37 protein-coding genes, 1 tRNA gene, 1 other RNA gene and 1 pseudogene are annotated in these 26,121 nt (G+C 39.2%); 32 read left to right on the forward strand and 8 right to left on the reverse strand.

Features of this window, described 5'->3' with window-relative positions; translation table 11 throughout:
• Window positions 1–53: 53 nt before the first annotated feature.
• From QRD39_RS07120 to rpmB, 8 genes and pseudogenes are all read right to left on the reverse strand, one after another.
• Window positions 54–251, reverse strand: a pseudogene (locus QRD39_RS07120) (GNAT family N-acetyltransferase); the annotation flags it as partial.
• Between the two features lies 1 nt (window position 252).
• Entirely contained in the window at window positions 253–384 is a 132-nt protein-coding gene (locus tag QRD39_RS07125; RefSeq protein ID WP_021146612.1) for a hypothetical protein, read from the reverse strand.
• 89 nt (window positions 385–473) lie between these two features.
• Window positions 474–2,678 carry an anaerobic ribonucleoside-triphosphate reductase gene (gene nrdD, locus QRD39_RS07130; protein ID WP_285956101.1) on the reverse strand — a complete coding sequence of 735 codons (2,205 nt, stop codon included), beginning with the start codon at window positions 2,676–2,678 and terminating at the stop codon, window positions 474–476.
• A 98-nt stretch (window positions 2,679–2,776) separates the two neighbouring features.
• Window positions 2,777–4,426 carry a hypothetical protein gene (locus QRD39_RS07135; protein ID WP_285956102.1) on the reverse strand — a complete coding sequence of 550 codons (1,650 nt, stop codon included), beginning with the start codon at window positions 4,424–4,426 and terminating at the stop codon, window positions 2,777–2,779.
• Between the two features lie 290 nt (window positions 4,427–4,716).
• Entirely contained in the window at window positions 4,717–5,022 is a 306-nt protein-coding gene (locus QRD39_RS07140) for a DUF1292 domain-containing protein (RefSeq protein ID WP_002887079.1), read from the reverse strand.
• Between the two features lie 106 nt (window positions 5,023–5,128).
• Complete coding sequence (gene ruvX / locus QRD39_RS07145; protein WP_285956103.1) at window positions 5,129–5,548, reverse strand: Holliday junction resolvase RuvX; 420 nt, start codon at window positions 5,546–5,548, stop codon at window positions 5,129–5,131.
• Window positions 5,548–5,814 carry an IreB family regulatory phosphoprotein gene (locus QRD39_RS07150; RefSeq protein ID WP_002885737.1) on the reverse strand — a complete coding sequence of 89 codons (267 nt, stop codon included), beginning with the start codon at window positions 5,812–5,814 and terminating at the stop codon, window positions 5,548–5,550. Before QRD39_RS07150 ends, ruvX begins: the two co-directional genes overlap by 1 nt.
• A gap of 125 nt (window positions 5,815–5,939) precedes the next feature.
• Window positions 5,940–6,128, reverse strand: a complete 189-nt coding sequence (gene rpmB, locus QRD39_RS07155) for a 50S ribosomal protein L28 (protein WP_008536053.1) — start codon at window positions 6,126–6,128, stop codon at window positions 5,940–5,942.
• 167 nt (window positions 6,129–6,295) lie between these two features.
• On the opposite strand from rpmB, the gene QRD39_RS07160 reads away from it, so the two are divergent.
• From QRD39_RS07160 to QRD39_RS07315, 32 genes are all read left to right on the forward strand, one after another.
• On the forward strand, window positions 6,296–7,564 hold the full coding sequence (locus QRD39_RS07160; protein ID WP_285956104.1) for a replication-associated recombination protein A: 1,269 nt from the start codon (window positions 6,296–6,298) through the stop codon (window positions 7,562–7,564).
• Between the two features lie 90 nt (window positions 7,565–7,654).
• Window positions 7,655–7,851, forward strand: a non-coding RNA gene (gene ssrS, locus QRD39_RS07165) — 6S RNA.
• Window positions 7,852–7,924 (forward strand) — tRNA-Lys (locus tag QRD39_RS07170). It abuts the RNA gene before it with no gap.
• Window positions 7,925–8,062: 138 nt separating this feature from the next.
• Entirely contained in the window at window positions 8,063–8,569 is a 507-nt protein-coding gene (locus QRD39_RS07175; RefSeq protein ID WP_285956105.1) for a DNA topology modulation protein, read from the forward strand.
• 264 nt (window positions 8,570–8,833) lie between these two features.
• On the forward strand, window positions 8,834–10,126 hold the full coding sequence (locus tag QRD39_RS07180; RefSeq protein WP_002887495.1) for an adenylosuccinate synthase: 1,293 nt from the start codon (window positions 8,834–8,836) through the stop codon (window positions 10,124–10,126).
• Between the two features lie 274 nt (window positions 10,127–10,400).
• The gene (locus QRD39_RS07185) at window positions 10,401–10,835 is read left to right on the forward strand and encodes a low molecular weight protein-tyrosine-phosphatase (protein WP_285956106.1); all 435 of its coding nucleotides are present in this window, start codon (window positions 10,401–10,403) and stop codon (window positions 10,833–10,835) included.
• Complete coding sequence (locus tag QRD39_RS07190; protein WP_002887499.1) at window positions 10,832–11,257, forward strand: MORN repeat-containing protein; 426 nt, start codon at window positions 10,832–10,834, stop codon at window positions 11,255–11,257. Before QRD39_RS07185 ends, QRD39_RS07190 begins: the two co-directional genes overlap by 4 nt.
• Window positions 11,254–13,077 (forward strand): acyltransferase family protein, encoded by a 1,824-nt coding sequence (locus QRD39_RS07195; RefSeq protein WP_285956107.1) that lies wholly within the window; start codon window positions 11,254–11,256, stop codon window positions 13,075–13,077. The genes QRD39_RS07190 and QRD39_RS07195 overlap by 4 nt, the downstream gene beginning before the upstream one ends.
• Window positions 13,078–13,158: 81 nt before the next feature.
• Window positions 13,159–14,163, forward strand: a complete 1,005-nt coding sequence (gene ruvB, locus QRD39_RS07200) for a Holliday junction branch migration DNA helicase RuvB (RefSeq protein ID WP_008536059.1) — start codon at window positions 13,159–13,161, stop codon at window positions 14,161–14,163.
• Between the two features lie 249 nt (window positions 14,164–14,412).
• The gene (rpsJ, locus tag QRD39_RS07205; protein ID WP_002885653.1) at window positions 14,413–14,721 is read left to right on the forward strand and encodes a 30S ribosomal protein S10; all 309 of its coding nucleotides are present in this window, start codon (window positions 14,413–14,415) and stop codon (window positions 14,719–14,721) included.
• 114 nt (window positions 14,722–14,835) lie between these two features.
• Window positions 14,836–15,462: a 50S ribosomal protein L3 gene (gene rplC / locus QRD39_RS07210; RefSeq protein ID WP_002885755.1), complete on the forward strand. Its 627-nt coding sequence runs from the start codon at window positions 14,836–14,838 to the stop codon at window positions 15,460–15,462.
• A gap of 24 nt (window positions 15,463–15,486) precedes the next feature.
• The gene (gene rplD / locus QRD39_RS07215; protein WP_002887505.1) at window positions 15,487–16,110 is read left to right on the forward strand and encodes a 50S ribosomal protein L4; all 624 of its coding nucleotides are present in this window, start codon (window positions 15,487–15,489) and stop codon (window positions 16,108–16,110) included.
• Entirely contained in the window at window positions 16,110–16,406 is a 297-nt protein-coding gene (locus QRD39_RS07220; protein ID WP_002885771.1) for a 50S ribosomal protein L23, read from the forward strand. Before rplD ends, QRD39_RS07220 begins: the two co-directional genes overlap by 1 nt.
• Window positions 16,407–16,423: 17 nt before the next feature.
• A complete protein-coding gene (gene rplB / locus QRD39_RS07225) occupies window positions 16,424–17,257 on the forward strand; it encodes a 50S ribosomal protein L2 (protein ID WP_002887506.1) in 834 nt (277 codons plus the stop codon).
• A 90-nt stretch (window positions 17,258–17,347) separates the two neighbouring features.
• Window positions 17,348–17,626 carry a 30S ribosomal protein S19 gene (gene rpsS, locus QRD39_RS07230; protein WP_000533765.1) on the forward strand — a complete coding sequence of 93 codons (279 nt, stop codon included), beginning with the start codon at window positions 17,348–17,350 and terminating at the stop codon, window positions 17,624–17,626.
• Window positions 17,627–17,641: 15 nt separating this feature from the next.
• Window positions 17,642–17,986 (forward strand): 50S ribosomal protein L22, encoded by a 345-nt coding sequence (gene rplV, locus QRD39_RS07235; RefSeq protein WP_002887063.1) that lies wholly within the window; start codon window positions 17,642–17,644, stop codon window positions 17,984–17,986.
• 12 nt (window positions 17,987–17,998) lie between these two features.
• The gene (rpsC, locus tag QRD39_RS07240) at window positions 17,999–18,652 is read left to right on the forward strand and encodes a 30S ribosomal protein S3 (protein WP_002887507.1); all 654 of its coding nucleotides are present in this window, start codon (window positions 17,999–18,001) and stop codon (window positions 18,650–18,652) included.
• A 3-nt stretch (window positions 18,653–18,655) separates the two neighbouring features.
• Entirely contained in the window at window positions 18,656–19,069 is a 414-nt protein-coding gene (gene rplP / locus QRD39_RS07245) for a 50S ribosomal protein L16 (protein ID WP_002887508.1), read from the forward strand.
• Window positions 19,070–19,078: 9 nt separating this feature from the next.
• Entirely contained in the window at window positions 19,079–19,285 is a 207-nt protein-coding gene (gene rpmC, locus QRD39_RS07250) for a 50S ribosomal protein L29 (protein ID WP_002885754.1), read from the forward strand.
• 27 nt (window positions 19,286–19,312) lie between these two features.
• A complete protein-coding gene (rpsQ, locus tag QRD39_RS07255) occupies window positions 19,313–19,573 on the forward strand; it encodes a 30S ribosomal protein S17 (RefSeq protein WP_002885836.1) in 261 nt (86 codons plus the stop codon).
• 24 nt (window positions 19,574–19,597) lie between these two features.
• Window positions 19,598–19,966: a 50S ribosomal protein L14 gene (gene rplN / locus QRD39_RS07260; RefSeq protein WP_002885711.1), complete on the forward strand. Its 369-nt coding sequence runs from the start codon at window positions 19,598–19,600 to the stop codon at window positions 19,964–19,966.
• A gap of 78 nt (window positions 19,967–20,044) precedes the next feature.
• On the forward strand, window positions 20,045–20,350 hold the full coding sequence (gene rplX / locus QRD39_RS07265) for a 50S ribosomal protein L24 (RefSeq protein ID WP_002885874.1): 306 nt from the start codon (window positions 20,045–20,047) through the stop codon (window positions 20,348–20,350).
• 26 nt (window positions 20,351–20,376) lie between these two features.
• Complete coding sequence (gene rplE, locus QRD39_RS07270) at window positions 20,377–20,919, forward strand: 50S ribosomal protein L5 (RefSeq protein WP_002887058.1); 543 nt, start codon at window positions 20,377–20,379, stop codon at window positions 20,917–20,919.
• A gap of 17 nt (window positions 20,920–20,936) precedes the next feature.
• Window positions 20,937–21,122 carry a type Z 30S ribosomal protein S14 gene (locus tag QRD39_RS07275; protein WP_001085699.1) on the forward strand — a complete coding sequence of 62 codons (186 nt, stop codon included), beginning with the start codon at window positions 20,937–20,939 and terminating at the stop codon, window positions 21,120–21,122.
• Between the two features lie 123 nt (window positions 21,123–21,245).
• The gene (rpsH, locus tag QRD39_RS07280) at window positions 21,246–21,644 is read left to right on the forward strand and encodes a 30S ribosomal protein S8 (protein ID WP_002887509.1); all 399 of its coding nucleotides are present in this window, start codon (window positions 21,246–21,248) and stop codon (window positions 21,642–21,644) included.
• A 126-nt stretch (window positions 21,645–21,770) separates the two neighbouring features.
• Window positions 21,771–22,307, forward strand: coding sequence for a 50S ribosomal protein L6 (gene rplF, locus QRD39_RS07285; RefSeq protein ID WP_002887510.1), 537 nt, complete (start codon window positions 21,771–21,773; stop codon window positions 22,305–22,307).
• 89 nt (window positions 22,308–22,396) lie between these two features.
• Entirely contained in the window at window positions 22,397–22,753 is a 357-nt protein-coding gene (gene rplR / locus QRD39_RS07290) for a 50S ribosomal protein L18 (protein WP_002885810.1), read from the forward strand.
• 18 nt (window positions 22,754–22,771) lie between these two features.
• Window positions 22,772–23,266 carry a 30S ribosomal protein S5 gene (rpsE, locus tag QRD39_RS07295; protein WP_002887512.1) on the forward strand — a complete coding sequence of 165 codons (495 nt, stop codon included), beginning with the start codon at window positions 22,772–22,774 and terminating at the stop codon, window positions 23,264–23,266.
• A gap of 14 nt (window positions 23,267–23,280) precedes the next feature.
• Entirely contained in the window at window positions 23,281–23,463 is a 183-nt protein-coding gene (gene rpmD / locus QRD39_RS07300; RefSeq protein WP_002885773.1) for a 50S ribosomal protein L30, read from the forward strand.
• 128 nt (window positions 23,464–23,591) lie between these two features.
• A complete protein-coding gene (rplO, locus tag QRD39_RS07305; protein ID WP_002885849.1) occupies window positions 23,592–24,032 on the forward strand; it encodes a 50S ribosomal protein L15 in 441 nt (146 codons plus the stop codon).
• Window positions 24,033–24,048: 16 nt separating this feature from the next.
• On the forward strand, window positions 24,049–25,344 hold the full coding sequence (gene secY / locus QRD39_RS07310) for a preprotein translocase subunit SecY (protein ID WP_002887516.1): 1,296 nt from the start codon (window positions 24,049–24,051) through the stop codon (window positions 25,342–25,344).
• A gap of 131 nt (window positions 25,345–25,475) precedes the next feature.
• Window positions 25,476–26,114, forward strand: a complete 639-nt coding sequence (locus QRD39_RS07315; RefSeq protein WP_021146600.1) for an adenylate kinase — start codon at window positions 25,476–25,478, stop codon at window positions 26,112–26,114.
• Window positions 26,115–26,121 lie beyond the last annotated feature (7 nt).

The following is a 26,121-nucleotide window of genomic DNA, read 5'->3' on the forward strand; positions in this document are numbered from 1 at the left end:
TAATTATAGCACTAGGCAGAAAAAAATCAATATATTGTGGTATATTTTTATTCCAACTGGATAGCAGGAACCCAATTTTCAGGAATATTGAGTCCTGCTTCTGCCTGAAAATTTTCTTCTAGCCACTCTTCATAAATAAAGTTGTCTGCATTCCAAAATCCACCGTCATGGGCAGAATGCTCTCTTTCAAATTCATCCATCATTTCTAAGATAGCTTCTTTATCTGCTTGACTTGGTCGGCGTAAAATCATCTTATTTCTTCTTTCCAGCTTTTTTCAAAAGAGCCTGGACACGTGCTTTTTTATTATTTTTGACGGTTGCATTTTTTTCGTGGTAACGTTCCACTTGCTGCATACCTTTATAATCTAATTGATATTTTCCCATGCTATTCCTTTCTAAAAATGAAATAAGCAAAGCAGTTGGAGGGTATCGTCCAGCTGCTTCTAGTTTGTGATAACATCCCCTATGATATGTTAGATATGTTTTCCTTCATATTTTATAGTTGAGCCATTCATATGTTTGACTCGGGCTGAGATTTCTTTGTGGCGTCCTTTAACCATTGGGCGTGCCTGTGGATTTCCTAAATAACCACATGTGCGTTTTACGACATCAACTGTTTTAGGATCTGTATTGCCACAGTTAGGGCACATGAATCCACGTTCTGTTGGAGTGAAATCCCCTTCAAAGTCACACTTGTAGCATTTATCAATTGGAGTATTAGTACCAAGATAGCCGACACGGTCGTAGGCAAAATCCCAGACAGCTTCAAGTGCTTTAGGGTTTTGTTGGAGGACTGGATATTCACAATAATGGATGAATCCACCAGTTGCCCCAGCTTCTGGGTAATCTTTCTCAAATTCCAACTTTTCAAATGGTGTTGGATTTTTACGAACATCGTAGTGGAAGGAGTTGGTGTAATATTCTTTATCTGTAATATCACTGACAATACCAAATTTTTCAGTATCCAGGCGACAGAAACGATCAGTCAAACTTTCTGATGGTGTTGAATAAACAGAGAAATGATAATCATATTCGTCCGACCAATTTTCACAAGCATTTTTCATAGCTTTAACGATAGCTAACGTAAATGCCTTGGCTTCTGAATTAGTTTCCCAATCGCTACCATAAAAAACAGATGCTACTTCATAAAGTCCAATGTAACCAAGTGATACGGTTGCACGGCGATGTTTGAAAAGTTGGTCGACACTGTCGTATTTACCTAGACGCTGACCAAAAGCACCATACTGATAAAGGATAGGTGCATTGGCAGGTGTAGCTTCTTTGGCACGTTCAACTCGATAGACGAGAGCATCTTTAGCAATTCCCATTCGTTCCTCAAAGATTTCCCAGAACTTTTCCTTCTCACCCTTAGACTCTAAAGCGATTCTAGGAAGATTAAGGGTTACAACACCAAGGTTCATTCGTCCAGAGTTAACTTCAACACCATTTTCATCCTTCCACCCTTGTAGGAAAGAACGACATCCCATAGGAGCCTTGAAGGAACCTGTCAATTCAATAATTTTGTCGTATGAAAGCACATCTGGATACATTCGCTTGGTCGCACATTCAAGAGCTAACTGTTTGATATCATAGTTAGGTGACTCAGGTTCCAAGTTAAGTCCACGTTTCAGGGTGAAAATAAGCTTAGGGAAAATCGCTGTACGATGTTCTGACCCAAGTCCTAAAATACGAACTTGTAGAATAGCTTTTTGAATTTCACGCTCAAACCAGTTGGTTCCCAAACCAAAACCGAGAGAGGTAAAGGGAGTTTGTCCATTCGATGTGAAAAGGGTATTAATCTCATATTCAAGAGATTGCATGGCATCATAGATATCTTTACGCGTTTTAGCACGTGCATAATCTTCTCGTTTATCTTCAGCAACCCAAACCTCAGCATCGGCCAAGTGCTTCTTATAATTTAATTGAGCATATGGAGCTAAAAACTCATCAATACGGTCCGCTGTACAGCCACCATACTGACTAGAGGCGACATTTGCGATGATTTGTGAAATTTGTGCAGTTGCAGTTTGAATGGACTTGGGACTTTCAACTTCCGCATTACCAATTTTAAACCCATTTGCCAACATGCCTTTGAAGTCAATCAAACAACAGTTGGTCATAGGTGTGTAAGGACTGTAGTCTAAATCGTGGAAGTGGATGTCTCCTTTTTGATGGGCATTTGCTACATGTGAAGGAAGCATCTTAAGCCCTACAGATTTTCCAACAATTCCTGCGGTTAAATCACGTTGTGTATTGTATAAGTCGCTGTCCTTATTGGCATTTTCGTGGACAACAGCTTGGTCTTTATTGACGAGTTTGTTAATGGTGAAATTGATGTCAGTGGCCTGAGAACGCTCAAAATCACGTTTGGTGCGATAGTTAATATATTCTTGAGCGATAGCATATTCGTTGGCTGAGAGCAACTCGTGCTCTACAATGCTCTGAATTTCATATATCTTGACATTTTGAGAAAAGCGATCATTGATTTCAGCCACAATACGATTGGCAATACTCTCCAATTTAACCTCAATTAGAGGTGTAACAGGTGTAATAGCATCACTAGCTTTGAGAATAGCTTCATATATCTTACTTGAATCAAAGGCAACCATACGTCCATCACGTTTGATGACTTTGATATCGGGGTTGACAGTAACCTTTTCTTTTTCTAATGTTATCATTTAAAATTCACCTCGCTACTAATTATAGCACTAGGCAGAAAAAAATCAATATATTGTGGTATATTTTTATTCCAACCACTATATATTGATTTTTTGAGTTATTTTAGAACATAAAGAGTATATCGTTCAATCCCCTTCATAGAAACTTTTTTATAGTTCTTAGAAAGCGTTGATTTAACATCGGAAGGTAAGCGCGTGTTTTCTTGGACAACGATATATTGTGCAGAATCTTGAATAAGTGTATCCGAGATAGCTTTTTTATGGCTAGATTTTGCTGTATTGAGTTCTGGAAGAACAAATTGTGAAGCCGATTTACGACCGCTATCCAAATAAATTTTTGCTGTAGAATCATAGACGTAGATGGTTTCGTCTTTCTTAGTTTTTTTAACGATATAATTTGCGACAGTACTGCGTTCAGCATTATTTTCTAAATTAAATAGGAACATGATGATTGGCATAGCAAAAGCAAATGCAAAGACTAGTATTGGTAAGAAATAGTTTCGACTGAGGAAAATACCAAAAACTTTAAGTGCATGAATCTGGCTAACATTACGACGTCTGTGAGAGGTGCGTTCAGCTCTTTTTTTAGTAGCATCGTCTAACGAAAGCGCAGTCAGAACAAGGCCATAAGGTACTATGTTGAGAATACTGTAAAGACCAAAGCTTCGAGAAAATAAGCTGTAAACTACTGTAAAGACAAAACTAATGAGCAGTACCCATTTGATACTTTTATCTTTAGCTTCGCCAAGAAGATGATTACCTGTAGTTACGGCACCAATAAGTAGTCCAGATCCTAGAACGGCAAAGATTTGATAAACAAGGGTTAACAGATAGTCGTTATTTTCTACAGCAAGATGTGTAAAGCTATAGATTAACACTTGGTTGATATAGTCTGATGTAATCTGTAAATTTAAAATAAAGTAAAGGCATAGATACAGTACCAGAATATTACCAAAAATTATACAGAGGACTTGGTAAAAACCACGGAAAAAGTGCTTGTTGACAAGGTTGTAAACGAAAATTGTCACTAGTGACAATATCCAAAAAATGAGTGTTCGCGCTTCAAAGAAGGATCCAGCAGTGCCAGCCAATCCGTAAAGAATAAAAGCTTCATCACGACTGTGACCAGCAAAGTAACGGGTCAAGAAGAAAATGGCTCCAAGGACAAATGGCATTGCGAATTGGATAGGGTAGAGGCCGCCAAAACCAAGCGTTCCATTAATTACGAAGAAAATAAAGCTAATGAAAGTAGCAATTTCCTTCTTACTTGTCATGTGCATGACAGTCTTGTAAAGAAAACTACCAGAAAGATAGTAGGTAAGAAACTGTATGGGAATTAGCCAAAGTGTTGATCCCAAGCGAAAAGCTAAGGAAACTAAGAAATAATAGAAGAAGCCACCCGTTGTAAAAAAGTCAGAGTAAGGTAGGCTGCCATTGGCAAACATCTTTGCAATGTAAAGGTTTTGGGACTGCATACTATTTGCAAAGTCTGTAAAGCAAGGCACTGAGATGCTAAAAATGCTCAAAATCAGACTAAGAATGAGAATGTGACTCTTATGCTTCCATGGAATCGCAGTTATAGGGGCTTTATCTTTCAGAGAAGAACTCGATTCATTTGTATGCCCTTGAATTGCTACTTCAATTTTCTCATCTTGTTTCTCATCATTTGCATGAGATTGATGGTGGCTTCGATGGTAGCCCTGATAGCTACCCGATTGTAAAGTATTGTCTTCGCTATATTGACTCACAATTAGACTCCTTTATTGTTATTTGGAAAGTTATGAATAAAAGGAAATAATCCCCTGATTGTCTTATTTCCAGTATATCAGATAATACTATTTAGTCAATTTCTCTCTAATTTCTTAAATTAAATTAATAATTACTAAAAAAGGATTGAGAACAAAATCTCAATCCTCTCTCCTAGTAACTGATGTGATTTCACCTGCATTGTTATAGTTGTCAAACCCTCAGTCAACTTGATAGAAGTTAGACAATGAACAAAATTGGTAAAACAATTCAGTATGTTCGTCAATACTTTTTAATTCTCATCAATGAAGCTATTGAAGACTTCTTCAATCATGTCCCATTCAGCATCTGAGTCTTCAGGGATCGGTTGAAGGTCACCTTCGGTACCATCTTCATTTTCAGTGAAAGAATAAGCTTGAATTTCAATCTCTCCGTTAGCATCTTCTTCTGCACCGGCTGGTACCAAAAGAACATAGTTTTTTCCGAATTCTTCACGGCCATCAATAGTTAACAAGATTTCAAAAAGAGTTTCATTTCCTTGTTCGTCTACTAAGGTAATAACTTCATGGTCATGGTTATGATCGTGATTGTGTGACATATTGTTCTCCTTATTGAAGCAAGAGCCAAATAGTTAGGTAAAGCTAATATACTCGACAATGAGTTTACTAGACTGGCATTGGACTATCAGACTCTATTGCAGTTTCTTAAAACATTCGATCGAGGTAGTTTTGCAGAATAAGTTGGGCGGCTAATTTATCAATAACTTTTTTGCGTTTACCACGGCTGACATCTGCTTGCTCAACCAGCATACGTTCTGCTTGAACAGTTGTTAAGCGCTCATCTTGGTAATCTACAGGAATTCCAAAGATTTCCTTAATTTTGTTACCATAAGCTTTGCTTGCCTCGACACGAGGGCCTTCAGTATTATTCATATTTTTTGGAAGACCAACGACAAACTTGTCTACTTTATACTCTTTAACGAGTTCACCGAGGCGGTCGAAACCAAACTCTTCAGCTTCTTCGTCAATTTTGACAATTTCGACGCCTTGGGCTGTAAAACCGAGAGGATCACTAATAGCAACCCCCACTGTTTTTGAGCCAACATCAAGTCCCATTACTCGCATTAGAGGTCAATTCCATTTCCTTTAAGATAATAGCGAACGAGTTCTTCAACGATTTCATCACGTTCGTATTTACGAATCTGGTTACGGGCGTCATTATAACGCGGAACATAAGCAGGGTCACCGCTCAGAACATAACCGACGATTTGGTTGATAGGATTATAACCTTTCTCTGCCAACGAACGGTAGACATTTGTCAAAGTATTACTGATTTCATCTTTGCTACCGTCGTCGAGGTTGAAACGAACAGTTTCATCTGTAAATCCCATACTGACACCTTCTTTCTATAAGAATTATCTGTTAGTTCTTTATTATAACATAAGTCTACTCAAAAGGGAAAGACAATGAACAAAAAAGAGATGACTGGAGTCATCCCTCTTAATATCCAATAAGATTAAACGCGTTCAACTTTACCAGATTTAAGTGCACGAGCTGAAGCCCAAACTTTTTTAGGTTTACCATCAACAAGGATAGTAACTTTTTGAAGGTTAGGTTTAACGGCACGTTTAGTTTTGTTCATAGCGTGTGAACGGTTGTTTGCAGAAACAGTTTTACGTCCTGTAAAGTAACATACTTTAGCCATTTCGTGTTTTCCTCCTAGGTAGAATTTATTACGGATGTGCTAGCACCACATACCAAAACATTCTATCATAAGAAACTAGGTTTGACAAGAACAATTTATAATTTCTTTTTAGGAAAAAATAGTATATGCTTATTATAATGAAAAGACAACCCTAAAGAGGAGAAAAAATGCCAGATAATCTTGCACTACGTATGCGTCCACGCACAATTTCAGAAGTGATAGGTCAAAAGCATTTGGTTGGTAAAGGAAAAATCATTCGCCGTATGGTGGAGGCAAACATGCTGTCCTCAATGATTCTTTATGGGCCACCGGGAATTGGAAAAACCTCAATAGCCAGTGCCATTGCAGGAACAACAAAATTTGCTTTTAGAACCTTTAATGCAACCGTTGATAGCAAGAAACGGCTGCAGGAAATTGCAGAAGAAGCTAAGTTTTCAGGTGGTTTGGTTCTGCTCCTAGATGAAATCCATCGTTTGGATAAAGCTAAGCAAGATTTTTTATTGCCGTTGTTAGAAAACGGCAACATTATCATGATTGGGGCTACAACTGAGAATCCATTTTTTTCTGTGACTCCAGCCATTCGTAGTCGGGTACAAATATTTGAATTGGAACCCCTTTCCAATACGGATATTAAGGTAGCTATTCAGGGTGTTTTGGAAGATCGAGAACGTGGGTTTGATTTTGATGTCCAGTTAGATGATGATGCTCTAGATTTCATAGCTACAGCTACCAATGGTGATTTACGTTCGGCCTACAATTCCTTGGACTTGGCGGTTATGTCAACTCAACCTTCAGAAGGTGGGGAGCGCCATGTTACTTTAGATACCGTTGAGAATAGTTTGCAACGTAGTTATATCACCATGGATAAAGATGGTGATGGGCACTATGATGTGCTTTCTGCCTTGCAAAAATCGATTCGAGGCTCTGACGTCAATGCCAGTCTTCATTATGCAGCACGTTTGGTTGAAGCAGGAGACCTTCCAAGCCTAGCACGTCGGTTAACTGTGATTGCTTACGAGGATATTGGTTTAGCTAATCCAGATGCACAGGTTCATACTGTCACAGCCTTGGAAGCTGCGCAGAAAGTAGGCTTTCCGGAGGCACGTATTTTGATTGCAAATGTGGTTATTGACTTAGCTTTATCTCCTAAGTCAAATTCGGCCTATGTGGCAATGGACGCTGCGCTGGCAGATCTTAGAAAGTCTGGAAATTTACCGATTCCTCGTCATTTGAGAGATGGACATTATGCAGGAAGTAAGGAACTAGGAAATGCGCAAGATTACAAATATCCACATGCTTATCCCGAAAAGTGGGTTAAGCAACAATACCTTCCAGATAAACTAAGAGACGTCAATTATTTCCAACCGAATGAGACTGGGAAATATGAGAGAGCTCTTGGAGCTAACAAAGAGCGAATTGATAAGCTGTCAAAATAACAAGCGAGATAGGTGCTAACGAAAACGATTGCAAAAAAATTGACATTTCCTCTTGCAATAATTTTCAAAAGTGGTATTATAGGAGCATAGAAATTGCTGTGGTATACGAATCCACATATAAGTGTTGACCGACTAATTTTTGTATTATCGGGAGACAGAGGTCTATTAACAGTGTGCAGGCTGGCTCACCCAGAAGCAACTTAAGTTAGTAGCGAGTCGCCCACCTGCTTTTTTTACGTCGCGGGTTCAATACAAACCGTGGATCATCGGTACCAATACAGCATCCAGCCTCCTTAGCTCAGTTGGTAGAGCAGTGGACTCTTAATCCATGGGTCACAGGTTCGAGCCCTGTAGGGGGCAGCTAAACAATAAGAAAAAGCCTTGAGATTAAGGCTTTTTTGTTTGTCTGAAGCGATTACTTTTCGGTAATGTCTCTGCAAGGTGTACACTTTATGCTATGATATTAGTTAAGGAATGAAATTGAAAAGGAGACAGGTGTTGAAAATAGCAATCATCGGCTATAGTGGTTCTGGAAAGTCGACTTTGGCTAGTTTTTTAGGTCAACATTACAATTGTGATGTACTCCATTTAGATAAAATTCATTTCACATCAAATTGGCAAGAGCGGACAATTGATGAAATGGCTAACGATATATCAAGATTCATGCTACAAAGTGATTGGATTATTGAAGGGAATTACTCGACCTGTCTTTATGAAGAACGCATGAGAGAGGCGGACTGTATTATATATTTCAGCTTTAACAGATTTAATTGTCTCTCTCGGGTTTTCAGGCGATATCTAAAATATAGGGGACATACACGTCCCAGTATGGCAGAGGACTGTAATGAGAAATTTGACTTTGAGTTTATGAAATGGATTTTATTAGATGGTCGTTCAAATAAATATGTAAAGCAATATAAAGCAGTTATTAAAAAATATCCTGACAAAACAATTGTTATAAAGAATCAAAAGCAGTTGAATCATTATATGAAGCAGGTTAATTAATTATTATAACGATTTCCTCATATAAATAGCTGGTAAGTCTATATAAGATGAAAGATTAAAAAGATATAGTAAATCACTAGTTGCAATCTTAGCTGTAACTGTCAGAATATTTTGTAAGAAACGCTTTCAACATTGAACAAAAGGACTTTTTTCTGCTATAATAAACTGTAACGCAAAACTTGTGGGTGAAATTCCCACCGTGAAGTTTTTCAAGAAAGGTGGGGACAGTCTCGTAAAGGTAGAGCTGTCCGTTATCAAAATAATATGACATCAGTAGTTGTTGTAGGTACCCAGTGGGGTGATGAAGGTAAAGGGAAAATAACAGATTTCCTAAGTCAAGATGCCGAAGTGATCGCACGCTATCAAGGTGGAGACAATGCAGGTCACACGATTGTTATCGATGGTAAGAAATTCAAATTGCACTTGATTCCGTCAGGTATTTTCTTCCCAGAAAAAATCTCTGTTATTGGGAATGGTGTAGTGGTCAATCCTAAATCACTTGTCAAAGAGTTGGAATATCTTCATGCGGAAGGTGTGTCAACAGACAGTCTTCGTGTTTCTGATCGTGCGCATGTTATCTTGCCATACCATATTAAACTTGATCAACTGCAAGAAGCTGCTAAGGGTGACAATAAGATTGGTACAACTAATAAAGGCATCGGTCCAGCTTATATGGATAAGGCTGCGCGTGTCGGTATTCGTATTGCAGACCTTTTGGACAAGGAAGTCTTTGCTGAACGTTTGAAGACAAACTTGGCTGAAAAAAATCGTCTCTTTACTAAGATGTATGGGTCTGAAGGACTGTCATTCGATGATATTTTTGAAGAATATTATGCTTACGGCCAACAAATTAAACAGTATGTCACGGATACATCTGTTATCTTGAATGATGCTCTTGACGCTGGCAAACGTGTTCTCTTTGAAGGAGCTCAAGGAGTTATGCTTGACATTGACCAGGGAACGTATCCATTTGTAACGTCATCAAACCCAGTTGCGGGGGGTGTTACAATTGGTTCTGGTGTTGGTCCATCTAAAATCAATAAAGTGGTTGGTGTATGTAAGGCCTATACGAGCCGTGTTGGTGACGGACCATTCCCAACTGAATTGTCTGATGAAGTGGGTGAACGCATCCGTGAAGTTGGTCATGAGTATGGAACAACAACTGGACGCCCACGTCGTGTGGGATGGTTTGACTCAGTCGTGATGCGTCATAGCCGTCGTGTATCAGGAATCACAAACCTTAGCTTGAACTGTATTGATGTTTTGTCAGGTCTTGATACGGTGAAAATTTGTGTAGCTTATGATCTTGATGGTAAGCGCATCGATTACTATCCAGCTAGTCTTGAACAATTGAAACGTTGTAAACCAATCTATGAAGAGTTACCAGGTTGGGAAGAAGACATCACAGGTTGCCGTAGTTTAGATGAGCTTCCTGAAAATGCCCGTAATTATGTTCGTCGTGTTGGTGAATTGGTAGGTGTACGTATTTCTACCTTTTCAGTAGGACCAGATCGTGAGCAAACTAATATTCTTGAAAGTGTCTGGTCAAATATTTAATAACACATTAAGGAAGAATCTAGAAAATAGGTTCTTTTTTTCTGAATCTTAAACCTAGTAAAGGCTGACAGAGGCCAGTAATTGTTAGGGAAAGTGCTTGCTAAATTTTCGACAGTAATAAGGAAGAAGTCTTTCTATTTGATTAGTTTTTCGGTATAATATGGGTTGATTAGATGAAAATGAGTGAGCATTTACTTTATTATTTCAAATGCGGACTCTCAATGTGGTAAAATAAGTAACTATATCTCTTAATATCTTTGACAAGAGGTGGATAATGAAGAAGATTGTATTTGTTTGTTTAGGCAGCATTTGTCGTAGCCCTATGGCAGAATTTGTGATGAAAGCACTTAATCAAGAGGAAGCTTTGCAGATTGAGAGTCGTGCAACATCTTCATGGGAACATGGAAACCCAGTTCACCAGGGAACGCAAAAAATTTTAAGAAAATATGCGATTTCTTTTGATCCTTCTAAGAGATCACAGCAGATTAATCAGTTAGATTTTGAATCTTTTGATTTAATTTTAGGAATGGATGAGTCAAATGTTGATGATCTTTTACAATTATCTGCGGGACGTTATGATGATAAGATCAAGCTTTTTCGGTCTGGTGGAGTTCCGGACCCGTGGTATACAGGGGACTTTGAAGAAACATACAAATTGGTAATGGAAGGTTGCCAAGATTGGTTACAATGGATTAAGGATAGACAATGAATTTTAAACAATTAAAAGATTTTGATTTTAAAAATATTGATCTTAAAAATATTGAGATTGATCGTAATCAATTTGAACGTATCGCAGTAGGAGTTATTATTCTTTGCGCATTGTCCTTGTTTTTAGTGACTATAAAAACACAGCACTCTATCAAGGTTGATGGGACTAAAATTACCTATAAAGGTCAAATGCAAAACCACCGTTTAAATGGTCAAGGAACTCTGACTTATGATAATGGCGACACCTATACAGGTGAATTTAAGAATGGTTCCTTTAATGGTCAAGGAACATTCAAATCTCACGAGGGTTGGACCTATGTGGGGGAATTCAAATCTGGTCAAGCTGATGGTCAAGGTAAATTGACTACTGAAAATAAAGTTACCTACAAAGGAAAATTTAAACAGGGGATTTTTAAAGGATGAGAATTAACTGGTTTTCTTATATTCGTGTGACAGGACTTCTCTTAGTTCTTGTTTATCATTTCTTCCCAAGTGTTCTTCCTGGGGGGTTCATTGGTGTTGATGTCTTCTTTACTTTCTCGGGGTATCTGATTACAGCTCTTCTTATTGATGAAGTGTCTAGAACGCATCGTATTGATTATCTTGGTTTTATGCGACGTCGTTTTTACCGGATAGTACCACCGCTTGTATTGATGGTTCTTATCTGCACCCCCTTGGCACTCCTAGTTCGAAATGATTTCATAGCAGGTATTGGACGTCAAATCACCTCTGTTCTTGGTTTTGTGACTAACTATTATGAAATTTGGACCGGAGGAAATTATGAGAATCAGTTTAACCAGCATATTTATCTCCATACGTGGAGTCTGGCTATCGAGGTTCACTACTACATTCTCTGGGGAGCTTTGCTCTGGTTCTTAGCTAAGCGTGTCAAGCACCAAAATCAATTTAGAGGGCTAGTTTTCATAGTTTCGCTTACTTGTTTTGCGGGAAGCTTCTTATCAATGTTTATTAGTGCTTTCTTTGTTGATAGCTTTTCTCGTCTCTACTTCTCATCGATTACCCATGCTTATCCTTTCTTTTTAGGTTCGCTTTTTGCGACACTTTCAGGTGTGCATGAGACGACTGCTAGGTTCAAGAAAAATATTCGCCTTTGGGATCTGAAAAAGACAGTCCTATATATGGTTGGAAGCTTTGCCCTATTATTATTATTAGGACTAGTACTTCATTTTGAAGAACGCCTTACCTATTTATTTGGCTTTGCTTTAGCTAGTTTGTTTACATCTGTCATGATTTATTCGGCGCGTATTCTTCATGAAAAGTTGCCTGGGAAATCAGAGCCTGCTGTCATTAGTTATTTGGCAGAGATTAGTTATAGTGTTTATCTTTTCCACTGGCCACTTTATATTATCTTTAGTCAATTAACAAATAATCTTGTTGCTGTAATAGTGACCACTATTTTATCAATTGTCTTTGCAACACTTTCCTACTATATAATAGAGCCATTTATTGCAGGAAGAAAAGCGAATCTTTTTGGTATAGATTTGGATTTGTCGCCTTATCGCAATGTTGTGTTTTATGTCTTTAGTGGGCTCACATTGATTACGGTACTGATTTCGCTCTTTGCACCAGCTGTTGGGAACTTTGAAAAAGATTTACAAGCCAATGGTTTATCGCAAGCTCAGACTAAGATGAAATTAACGCGTGCTAATGCGGAACATAGTCAGGCTACTTCTTTTGGTGTTAATAAGGGAGTGACAATTCTAGGGGATTCTGTTGCGCTTAGGTCAAAGGATCAGATTGAATCGAAAATTGATAACGTCTATATGGATGCAGTTGTCAGCCGTAACTTATCAACAATCAATGATTTGCTTAAGAATTATGCAGATAGTAATGCACTTGCCAAGGATGTTGTTATTGCTGGTGGTGTTAATGAGATTGATGACTATAAAGGGGTTATTAATAAAATGATTAAAAATCTACCTAAAGGTCACCATATCATCTTTGTGACACCATATAATGGTAGTAAGTCTGGAAGTGAAGCTGCATCTTTGGTTCAGTTACGTAAGTATGAATTGGAGATGGCTAAGAAATACGACTTTGTAACGGTTGCTGATTGGTACCAAGTGGCTAAGGACAATATTTCTATTTGGAATGGCACAGATGGTGTGCACTTTGGCTCCGATAGTGACTCTATTAACCGTGGTGCTAAATTATATACCAATACGATTAAAGAGGCCATTGCCCAAGCTGATAAGTCGCCAGTTAAAGGTGGTAAAAAATGATATAAAGAGAAGGCAGCATCTGTCTTCTTTTTTTGATGACAAATTTTGACTGCGTTTTTTGTTTTGTGCTAAAATAAGCCTATGGCAAGAATATTAGATAATGATTTATTAGGAGATGAAGAGTATGTTGAGCGTACCCTTCGTCCTCAATATTTTAAGGAATACATTGGTCAAGACAAGGTTAAAGATCAATTAAAAATATTTATAGAAGCAGCAAAACTTCGTGATGAGGCCTTGGATCACACTCTTTTGTTTGGGCCTCCAGGTTTAGGTAAGACAACTATGGCATTTGTCATTGCTAATGAGATGGGTGTTAATTTGAAACAAACATCTGGACCCGCTATTGAAAAAGCTGGTGATTTGGTTGCTATACTCAATGACCTAGAGCCAGGAGATATCTTATTTATTGATGAGATTCATCGGATGCCAATGGCAGTTGAAGAAGTTCTTTATAGTGCCATGGAAGATTACTATATTGATATCATGATTGGTGCTGGTGAGACGAGTCGTAGTGTCCATCTTGAGTTACCTCCTTTCACCTTGGTCGGGGCAACTACACGAGCAGGTATGTTGTCAAATCCTTTGAGGGCTCGATTTGGGATTAATGGTCATATGGAATATTACGAGTTACCTGATTTGACAGAAATTGTAGAACGAACATCGGAAATTTTTGAAATGACCATAACACCAGAAGCCGCTTTGGAATTAGCTCGTCGTAGTAGAGGGACGCCACGTATTGCCAACCGTCTACTTAAGCGCGTGCGGGATTACGCACAAATTATGGGTAATGGCATCATTGATGATAAGATTGCGGATAAGGCATTGACGATGTTGGATGTGGATCGCGAAGGACTAGACTATGTTGACCAAAAAATTCTCCGAACTATGATTGAAATGTATGGGGGAGGACCCGTTGGCCTAGGTACTTTGTCAGTGAATATTGCTGAAGAGCGAGAGACGGTAGAAGATATGTATGAGCCCTACCTTATCCAGAAAGGTTTTATTATGCGTACACGAACAGGACGTGTCGCAACGGCTAAAGCCTATGAGCACATGGGATATGATTATAAGGAACAGAACAGTTAAGAATGCGACAATCCATCCAATCTAAAGGATGGATTTTTGATTTTGTTAAAAATAAGGAAGAAAAAGGAAAAATTTAAAAAAAGCCTTGCAATGAGTGGGTTCTTTTGTTATTATATTATGGTGCTGTAAATACAGCGCTTAGCTATGATACAAGAGGTTGCGACACGCCTGGTTGCACTGCCACGCAATCCGTGTTGGTTTTCTTGAGGAGCTAGCCTATTATCTTAAATAGACGAAAGAGGAGAAAAAATGGCAAACAAAAAAATTCGTATCCGTTTGAAAGCTTACGAACACCGTACGCTTGATACAGCGGCAGAAAAAATCGTAGAAACTGCAACTCGCACAGGTGCGACAGTTGCTGGACCAGTTCCACTTCCAACTGAACGTAGTCTCTACACAATTATTCGTGCGACTCACAAATATAAAGATTCTCGCGAACAATTTGAAATGCGTACACACAAACGTCTTATTGACATCATCAACCCAACTCAAAAAACAGTTGACGCTTTGATGAAACTTGATCTTCCAAGTGGTGTGAACGTAGAAATCAAACTTTAATTTAAGGCTTGATTTGATTGAGCATAAAAAACGCTCGTTAAAAACTTTTTTGAGCATAAAAAACGCTCATAAAAAACTTTTTGAAATACAATAAAGTAAAGGAAATATTTTCTCATGACAAAAGGAATCTTAGGGAAAAAAGTGGGAATGACTCAAATCTTCACTGAAGCAGGTGAATTTATCCCTGTTACTGTCATCGAAGCTACTCCAAACGTTGTGCTTCAAGTTAAAACTGTTGAAACAGACGGTTACGAAGCAGTTCAAGTTGGTTTTGACGACAAACGCGAAGTATTGAGCAACAAACCTGCCAAAGGCCACGTAGCGAAAGCTAACACAGCTCCTAAGCGCTTCATTCGTGAATTCAAAAACATTGAAGGCTTGGAAGTTGGATCAGAAATCACTGTTGACACATTCGAAGCTGGAGATGTTGTTGACGTAACTGGTACTTCAAAAGGTAAAGGTTTCCAAGGTGTTATCAAACGCCACGGTCAATCACGCGGACCTATGGCTCACGGTTCTCGTTACCACCGTCGTCCAGGTTCAATGGGACCTGTTGCGCCTAACCGTGTTTTCAAAAACAAACACTTGGCAGGACGTATGGGTGGCAACCGTGTGACTATTCAAAACCTTGAAGTTGTACAAGTTATCCCAGAGAAAAACGTTATCCTCATCAAAGGTAACGTACCAGGTGCTAAGAAATCTCTTATCACTATCAAATCAGCAGTTAAAGCTGCTAAATAATAAGAAAGGAGAAATCAGTTAAAAATGGCAAACGTAAAACTATTTGACCAAACTGGTAAAGAAGTTAGCTCAGTTGAACTTAACGACGCTATCTTCGGTATCGAACCAAACGAATCAGTAGTATTTGATGTCGTAATCAGCCAACGCGCTAGCCTTCGCCAAGGTACTCATGCGGTTAAAAACCGTTCAGCAGTATCAGGTGGTGGACGTAAACCATGGCGTCAAAAAGGAACTGGACGTGCTCGTCAAGGTTCTATCCGTTCACCACAATGGCGTGGCGGTGGTGTTGTCTTCGGACCAACTCCACGTTCATACGGATACAAACTTCCACAAAAAGTTCGTCGCCTTGCATTGAAATCTGTTTACTCAGCTAAAGTTGCAGAAGATAAATTTGTAGCAGTTGAAGCTCTTTCATTTGCAGCTCCAAAAACTGCTGAATTCGCAAAAGTTCTTTCAGCTCTTAGCATCGATTCAAAAGTACTTGTTATCGTTGAAGAAGGAAACAAATTCGCTGAACTTTCAGCTCGTAACCTTGCAAACGTAACTGTTGCAACTCCTGCAACTGCAAGTGTACTTGACATCGTAAACGCAGATAAACTTCTTGTTACTAAAGAAGCTATCTCATCAATCGAGGAGGTTCTTGCATAATGAATTTGTATGACGTAATCAAAAAACCTGTTATCACTGAGAAATCTATGGTTGCTCTTGAAGCAGGAAAATACACTTTCGAAGTTGATACACGTGCACACAAACTCTTGATCAAACAAGCAGTTGAAGCTGCATTTGAAGGTGTTAAAGTTGCTAGCGTGAACACTGTAACTGTTAAGCCAAAACAAAAACGTGTTGGACGTTACACTGGTTTCACTTCAAAAACTAAAAAAGCTATCATCACTCTTACAGCTGATTCAAAAGCAATCGAGTTGTTTGCAGCTGAAGCTGAATAATCAAAGGAGAAATTAACGTGGGTATTAAAGTTTATAAACCAACGACAAATGGCCGTCGTAACATGACTTCTTTGGATTTCGCAGAAATCACTACAAGCACTCCTGAAAAATCATTGCTTGTTTCTCTTAAGAACAAAGCTGGTCGTAACAACAACGGTCGTATTACTGTACGTCACCAAGGTGGCGGACACAAACGTCACTACCGTTTGATTGACTTCAAACGTAATAAAGATGGCGTTGAAGCAGTTGTTAAAACTGTTGAATATGATCCAAACCGTACTGCAAATATCGCTCTTGTACACTACACTGACGGGGTTAAAGCTTACATCATCGCACCTAAAGGTCTTGAAGTAGGTCAACGTATCGTTTCAGGTCCAGATGCGGATATCAAGATTGGTAACGCTCTTCCACTTGCAAACATCCCAGTTGGTACAGTTATCCACAACATTGAGCTTCAACCAGGTAAAGGTGCTGAACTTATCCGTGCCGCTGGTGCTTCTGCTCAAGTTTTGGGTCAAGAAGGTAAATACGTGCTTGTTCGTCTTCAATCAGGCGAAGTTCGTATGATTCTTGGTACATGTCGTGCAACAATCGGTACTGTCGGTAACGAACAACAATCACTTATCAACCTTGGTAAAGCTGGTCGTAATCGCTGGAAAGGTGTTCGCCCAACAGTTCGTGGTTCTGTAATGAACCCTAACGATCACCCACACGGTGGTGGTGAAGGTAAAGCACCAGTTGGACGTAAAGCGCCATCTACTCCATGGGGTAAACCTGCGCTTGGTCTTAAAACTCGTAACAAGAAAGCTAAATCTGACAAACTTATCGTTCGTCGTCGTAACGAAAAATAATTTAGTTGCTTAGCACATATTATCCGCCAACTCGGTAGCGCTCAGCGCAAGCCGCTGTGGTACATTTAATTTAAAGGAGAAAACTACAAAATGGGACGTAGTCTTAAAAAAGGACCTTTCGTCGATGAGCATTTGATGAAAAAAGTTGAAGCTCAAGCAAATGACGAAAAGAAAAAAGTAATTAAAACTTGGTCACGTCGTTCAACGATTTTCCCAAGTTTCATCGGATACACTATCGCAGTTTATGATGGACGTAAACACGTTCCTGTTTACATCCAAGAAGACATGGTAGGTCACAAACTTGGTGAATTTGCACCAACTCGTACTTACAAAGGTCACGCAGCTGACGATAAGAAAACACGTCGTTAATAGGAGGAGGACACAATGGCAGAAATTACTTCAGCTAAAGCAATGGCTCGTACAGTGCGTGTTTCACCTCGTAAAACACGTCTTGTTCTTGATCTTATCCGTGGTAAGAACGTTGCTGATGCAATCGCAATCTTGAAATTCACTCCAAACAAAGCAGCTCGTATCGTTGAGAAAACTCTTAACTCTGCTATCGCTAATGCAGAAAATAACTTTGGTTTGGAAAAAGCTAACTTGGTAGTATCTGAAACATTCGCAAACGAAGGACCAACAATGAAACGTTTCCGTCCACGTGCGAAAGGTTCAGCTTCACCAATCAACAAACGCACAACTCACGTAACAGTAGTTGTGTCAGAAAAATAAGGAGGTAAACTCGTGGGTCAAAAAGTACATCCAATTGGTATGCGTGTCGGGATCATCCGTGACTGGGATGCGAAATGGTATGCTGAAAAAGAATACGCAGATTACCTTCACGAAGATTTGGCAATCCGCAAATTTATTCAAAAAGAACTTGCAGACGCTTCAGTTTCAACTATTGAAATCGAACGTGCTGTAAACAAAGTTATTGTTTCACTTCACACTGCAAAACCAGGTATGGTTATCGGTAAAGGTGGATCAAACGTTGACGCTCTTCGCGCTCAACTTAACAAATTGACTGGAAAACAAGTACACATCAACATTGTTGAAATCAAGAAACCTGATTTGGACGCTCATCTTGTTGGTGAAACTATTGCTCGTCAACTTGAGCAACGTGTTGCTTTCCGTCGTGCACAAAAACAAGCTATCCAACGTACAATGCGTGCTGGAGCTAAAGGAATTAAAACTCAAGTATCTGGTCGTTTGAACGGTGCCGATATTGCCCGTGCAGAAGGATACTCTGAAGGTACAGTTCCACTTCATACACTTCGCGCTGATATCGATTATGCTTGGGAAGAAGCTGACACAACTTACGGTAAACTTGGTGTTAAAGTTTGGATCTACCGTGGAGAAGTTCTTCCAGCTCGTAAAAACACTAAAGGAGGCAAATAACAAATGTTAGTACCTAAACGTGTTAAACACCGTCGTGAATTCCGTGGAAAAATGCGCGGTGAGGCTAAAGGTGGTAAAGAAGTAGCATTCGGTGAATACGGACTTCAAGCTACAACTAGCCACTGGATTACAAACCGTCAAATCGAGGCTGCTCGTATTGCCATGACTCGTTACATGAAGCGTGGTGGTAAGGTTTGGATTAAGATCTTCCCACACAAATCATACACTGCTAAAGCTATCGGTGTACGTATGGGTTCTGGTAAAGGGGCACCTGAAGGTTGGGTAGCACCAGTTAAACGTGGTAAAGTAATGTTCGAAATCGCAGGTGTACCTGAAGAGGTTGCACGTGAAGCACTTCGTCTTGCTAGCCACAAATTGCCAGTTAAAAGTAAATTCGTGAAACGTGAAGCAGAATAAGGAGAAGACATGAAACTTGAAGAAATCAAAAAGTTTGTTGCTGAGCTTCGTGGCTTGTCTCAAGAAGAGCTTGCTAAAAAAGAAAACGAACTTAAGAAAGAACTTTTCGACCTTCGTTTCCAAGCTGCAGCAGGTCAACTTGATCAAACTGCTCGTTTGAACGAAGTGAAGAAACAAATTGCACGTGTTAAAACAGTGCAATCTGAAATCAAATAATAGATTGGGAAAGGAGCAATTCTAATAATGGAACGTAATCAACGTAAAACCCTTGTTGGACGCGTAGTATCTGACAAGATGGATAAAACAATCACAGTTGTAGTTGAAACGAAACGTAACCACCCAGTCTATGGTAAACGTATCAACTATTCTAAAAAATACAAAGCACATGATGAAAACAACGTTGCTAAAGAAGGCGATATCGTTCGTATCATGGAAACTCGCCCACTTTCAGCTACAAAACGCTTCCGTCTTGTAGAAGTTGTGGAAGAAGCTGTTATTATCTAATAAAACTAAAAGGAGACAATTGAAATGATTCAACAAGAAAGTCGCTTGAAAGTTGCTGATAATAGCGGTGCTCGTGAAATCTTGACTATCAAAGTTCTTGGTGGTTCAGGACGTAAATTCGCTAACATCGGCGACGTAATCGTTGCAACTGTAAAACAAGCTACACCAGGTGGAGCTGTTAAAAAAGGTGATGTTGTTAAAGCTGTAATCGTTCGTACTAAAACTGGTGCTCGTCGTCCAGACGGTTCATACATCAAGTTTGATGACAATGCTGCAGTAATCATCCGCGATGACAAAACTCCTCGTGGAACTCGTATCTTTGGCCCTGTTGCACGTGAATTGCGTGAAGGTGGATACATGCGTATCGTATCTTTGGCGCCAGAAGTACTTTAATCTAACGAAACACAAACTTAGTCCCCTGGCTCAGCTAGGGTGCCCATAGGGCGTAAGAAATAATAGGAGAAATACTCAATGTTTGTAAAAAAAGGCGATAAAGTTCGCGTTATTGCTGGTAAAGACAAAGGAACTGAAGCAGTAGTTCTTAAGGCTCTTCCAAAAGTAAATAAAGTTGTTGTTGAAGGTGTTGCAATCATCAAAAAACACCAAAAACCATCAGCTGAAAACCCTCAAGGTGCTATCGTGGAAAAAGAAGCACCAATCCACGCTTCAAACGTTCAAGTTCTTGACAAGAACGGTGTTGCTGGACGTGTAGGTTACAAAGTTGTTGACGGCAAAAAAGTTCGTTACAACAAAAAATCAGGCGAAGTGCTTGACTAATCACGAAGGAAAGGAGAAAGTATTAAATGGCTAACCGTCTTAAAGAAAAATACACTAACGAAGTAATTCCTGCTTTGACTGAAAAATTTAACTATTCTTCAGTTATGGCTGTGCCAAAAGTTGATAAAATCGTTATCAACATGGGTGTTGGTGAAGCTGTAAACAACGCTAAAACTCTTGAAAAAGCTGCTGCTGAGTTGGCACTTATTTCAGGTCAAAAACCATTGATTACTAAAGCTAAGAAATCAATCGCTGGCTTCCGTCTTCGTGAAGGTGTAGCGATCGGTGCTAAAGTTACCCTTCGTGGTGAACGCATGTACGAATTCTTGGATAAATTGGTATCAGTTTCACTTCCACGTGTTCGTGACTTCCATGGTGTTCCAACTAAATCATTTGATGGACGTGGTAACTACACACTTGGTGTTAAAGAACAACTTATCTTCCCAGAAATCAACTTCGACGATGTTGATAAAGTGCGTGGTATGGATATCGTTATCGTAACTACTGCTAACACTGACGAAGAAGGTCGTGAATTGCTTAAAGGCCTTGGAATGCCTTTTGCAAAATAATCTAGGAGGTAAATAAATTGGCTAAAAAATCAATGATTGCTAAGAACAAACGCCCTGCGAAGTTCTCTACGCAAGCTTACACTCGTTGCGAACGTTGTGGACGTCCACACTCAGTTTATCGCAAATTTAAACTTTGCCGTGTTTGCTTCCGTGAATTGGCTTACAAAGGTCAAATTCCAGGTGTTACCAAAGCTTCTTGGTAAAATGATGATGCATTCGAATTAGATTATCTTCTTTGAATGTATTAAAAATATTATTTGAGCCCAGCTCAATCATTAACTAGCAAGTGAACAATTCAAACTACTAGTAAGAGGAGAAAATATAAAATGGTTATGACTGACCCAATTGCAGATTTCTTGACACGTATTCGTAACGCTAACCAAGCTAAACACGAAGTACTTGAAGTACCTGCATCAAACATCAAAAAAGGTATTGCTGATATCCTTAAACGTGAAGGTTTTGTAAAAAACGTTGAAGTTATTGAAGATGATAAACAAGGTATCATCCGTGTGTTCTTGAAATATGGACAAAACGGTGAACGTGTTATCACTAACTTGAAACGTATTTCTAAACCAGGTCTTCGTGTTTACTCTAAACGTGAAGATGTTCCTAAAGTTCTTAACGGACTTGGAATTGCGATTATCTCTACATCAGAAGGTCTTTTGACTGATAAAGAAGCTCGTCAAAAGAACGTTGGTGGAGAAGTTATCGCTTACGTTTGGTAAGAAGCTGATACTAAGCACTTATATCAAATGATTTGTGCGAGTTTCGTTGATTAAATTCGATGAAACTCATCCCCGTGAAAACTAGTCACTTTGTGGCTTGATAATCTAACAGGAGAATTAAATACTATGTCACGTATTGGTAATAAAGTTATTACTTTGCCTGCTGGTGTTGAAGTAACAAACAACAATAATGTTGTTACTGTTAAAGGACCTAAAGGCGAACTCACTCGTGAGTTTAATAAAAACATTGAAATCAAAGTTGAAGGCAACGAAGTTACACTTCACCGTCCAAACGACTCAAAAGAAAACAAAACAATCCACGGTACTTCACGTGCCAACTTGAACAACATGGTTGTTGGTGTTTCTGAAGGTTTCAAAAAAGAACTTGAAATGCGCGGTGTCGGATACCGTGCCCAACTCCAAGGTTCAAAACTTGTTCTTTCAGTTGGTAAATCTCACCAAGACGAAGTTGAAGCTCCAGAAGGTATTACTTTTGAAGTACCATCTGCAACTTCAATCGTCGTTAACGGTATTAACAAAGAAGTTGTTGGTCAAACAGCAGCTTACATCCGTGGCCTTCGTTCACCAGAACCTTACAAAGGTAAAGGTATCCGTTACGTTGGTGAATACGTACGTCGTAAAGAAGGTAAAACTGGTAAATAATAGGATATTATCCTTGTGGCAGTTCTTTCAGGATTGTCTATTTACCAAAAGCTCTCATGAGCAAGCATTATAAATAAGAGGTGAAAATTGTGATTTCGAAACCAGATAAAAACAAACTCCGCCAAAAACGCCATCGTCGCGTTCGCGGAAAACTCTCTGGAACTGCTGATCGCCCACGTTTGAACATTTTCCGTTCTAATACAGGCATCTACGCTCAAGTTATTGATGACGTAGCGGGTGTAACGCTCGCAAGTGCATCAACTCTTGATAAAGAAGTTTCTAAAGGAACTAAAACAGAACAAGCCGTTGTTGTCGGTAAACTTGTTGCTGAACGCGCAGTAGCTAAAGGTATTTCTGAAGTGGTGTTTGACCGCGGTGGATATCTCTATCACGGACGTGTTAAAGCTTTGGCTGACTCAGCTCGTGAAAACGGATTGAAATTCTAATAGGGAGGACACTTAATAATGGCATTTAAAGATAATGCAGTAGAACTTGAAGAGCGCGTAGTTGCTATCAACCGTGTTACTAAAGTTGTAAAAGGTGGACGCAACATGCGTTTTGCTGCTCTTGTTGTTGTTGGTGACCGTAATGGTCGCGTAGGATTTGGTACTGGTAAATCTCAAGAGGTTCCAGAAGCTATCCGTAAAGCAGTTGAAGCAGCTAAGAAAAACCTTATCGAAGTTCCTATGGTTGGTACAACTATTCCTCACGAAGTTCGTTCAGAATTTGGTGGAGCGAAAGTATTGTTGAAACCAGCTGTTGAAGGGGCTGGGGTTGCCGCTGGTGGTGCAGTTCGTGCCGTCATCGAATTGGCTGGTGTTGCTGATGTAACATCTAAATCTCTTGGCTCAAACACTCCAATCAACATCGTTCGTGCGACTGTTGAAGGATTGAAACAACTTAAACGTGCTGAAGACGTTGCTGCTCTCCGTGGCATCTCAGTATCTGACTTGGCATAAGAAAGGAGATTATAATGGCTCAAATTAAAATTACTTTGACTAAGTCTCCAATCGGACGCAAACCAGAACAACGTAAAACAGTTGTTGCTCTTGGACTTGGTAAATTGAATAGCTCAGTTGTTAAAGAAGACAACGCTGCTATCCGTGGTATGGTCAATGCAGTTTCTCACTTGGTAACTGTTGAAGACGTTAAATAAAAAATGATTTAAGTCGTAAGGGTTGCCTTGCGACTTAAACTGAATTTCATGTATAGGCGAGTTTTTAATCAAGCTACCTTACTTGGTTAGAGGCGCTAGCATTTTACAAAAAGAGGAGAAAATTAATAATGAAACTTCATGAATTGAAACCTGCTGAAGGTTCTCGTAAAGTCCGTAACCGTGTAGGTCGTGGTACTTCATCTGGTAACGGTAAAACTTCAGGCCGTGGTCAAAAAGGTCAAAAAGCTCGTAGTGGTGGTGGCGTACGTCCAGGATTTGAAGGTGGACAAACTCCATTGTTCCGTCGTCTTCCAAAACGTGGATTCACAAACATCAACGCTAAAGAATACGCACTTGTAAACCTTGATCAATTGAACGTCTTTGAAGATGGTACAGAAGTAACTCCAGCAGTTCTTAAAGAAGCTGGAATCGTTCGTGCTGAAAAATCAGGCGTTAAAGTTCTTGGTAATGGCGAATTGACTAAGAAATTGACTGTTAAAGCAGCTAAATTCTCTAAATCTGCTGAAGCAGCTATCACTGCTAAAGGTGGTTCAATTGAAGTCATCTAATGAGGGGTAACTCATTATGTTCTTTAAACTATTAAAAGACGCATTGAAAGTCAAAAACGTTCGTAATAAGGTTCTATTTACAATCTTCATTATTTTCGTTTTTCGTGTAGGAACTCATGTAACTGTTCCTGGTATCAATGCGGAAAGTTTGAAACAATTAAGTGATTTACCTTTCTTGAACATGCTTAACTTGGTGTCAGGTAATGCTATGAATAACTTCTCTATCTTCTCGATGGGGGTTAGTCCTTACATTACGGCATCAATCATTGTCCAACTTTTGCAGATGGATATCTATCCAAAATTTGTGGAGTGGGGTAAACAGGGTGAAGTTGGCCGTCGTAAATTAAATCAGGCGACTCGTTATATTACTCTTGTTTTAGCATTTGTTCAATCGATTGGTATTACAGCTAGTTTCAATACACTCTCATCAATTTCATTGGTTAAGACACCTAATGTTTCAACCTATTTGTTGATTGGGACAATTTTAACTGCTGGTAGCATAATTGTGACATGGCTTGGTGAACAAATTACTGATAAGGGCTTTGGTAATGGTGTGTCAATGATTATCTTTTCTGGTATCATTGCTTCCATTCCAAAGATGTTCTCAACAATTTATGAGGATTTCTTTGTCAATGTTCGTTCAGGAGAATTGACTCGTTCATATATCATCGTCGCATTGTTGATTGTGGTAGGTTTGGCGATTGTCTTCTTTACGACATTTGTACAACAAGCAGAATATCAAATTCCAATTCAATATACGAAATTGGTTCAAGGGGCTCCAACGAGTTCATACTTACCTTTGAAAGTCAATCCAGCTGGTGTTATTCCCGTTATCTTTGCTAGCTCGATTACGACAATTCCAAGTACGATTCTTCCATTCTTCTCGAAGGTTTCGTGGTTATCTCATTTACAAGGACTACTCTCGTATAATACACCTAGTGGAATGATTACCTATGCGATATTGATTATCTTGTTCTCATTCTTCTACACATTTGTCCAAGTTAATCCTGAAAAAACTGCTGAAAATCTTCAAAAGAATGGGTCTTACATTCCTAGCGTTCGTCCAGGTCGTGAGACTGAAAAGTACATGTCTTCATTACTTAAGAGATTGGCAACAATCGGGGCTGTATTTCTCGCATTTATTTCATTGGCTCCAATTGCGGCTCAACAGTTTATGCACCTCACAAGTTCAATTGCACTTGGTGGTACATCACTCTTGATCTTGATTTCAACTGGTATTGAAGGTATGAAACAACTTGAAGGTTACCTTTTGAAACGTCAATATGTTGGATTTATGAATCTCGAAGACTAAGTCTTCTCATGAACAATCGAGAGGGAAAGAAAGATTGCTTTCTGCCCCTTCTCTTTTGTTTTTTGATAACTCTACCAAGTCTATTAAATCTTGATAGAGTTATTTGAAAACAAAAATAAGGAGTTCGTAAGATGAATCTTTTAATTATGGGTCTACCAGGCGCTGGTAAAGGGACACAAGCTGCAAAAATCGTTGAAGAATTTGGTGTAGCTCATATCTCAACTGGTGATATGTTCCGTGCTGCTATGGCTAACCAAACAGAAATGGGAACTTTGGCAAAATCATTCATCGATAAAGGTGAATTGGTTCCAGATGAAGTGACAAACGGGATTGTAAAAGAACGTTTGGCTCAAGACGACATTAAGGAAAAAGGATTCCTTTTGGATGGTTTTCCTCGCACGATCGAACAAGCTCATGCCTTGGATCAAATCTTGGGTGATCTTGGTTTGGAGCTTGATGGAGTAATCAATATCGAAGTGGATCCATCTTGCCTTCTTGAACGCTTGAGTGGTCGTATTATTCACCGTAAAACAGGTGAAACTTACCATAAAGTATTCAACCCACCAGCTGACTACAAGGAAGAAGACTATTACCAACGTGAAGATGACAAACCTGAAACGGTAAAACGTCGCCTTGATGTTAACATTGCTCAAGGTGAGCCAATCATTGCACACTATCGTGAGCTTGGCCTTGTATCAGATATTCAAGGTAATCAAGATATTGAAGATGTATTCGCTGATGTTAAAAAAGCGATTGCAGCAATTAAATAATTATTTA

Source organism: Streptococcus raffinosi (genome assembly GCF_030284685.1).
GTDB lineage: Bacteria > Bacillota > Bacilli > Lactobacillales > Streptococcaceae > Streptococcus > Streptococcus raffinosi.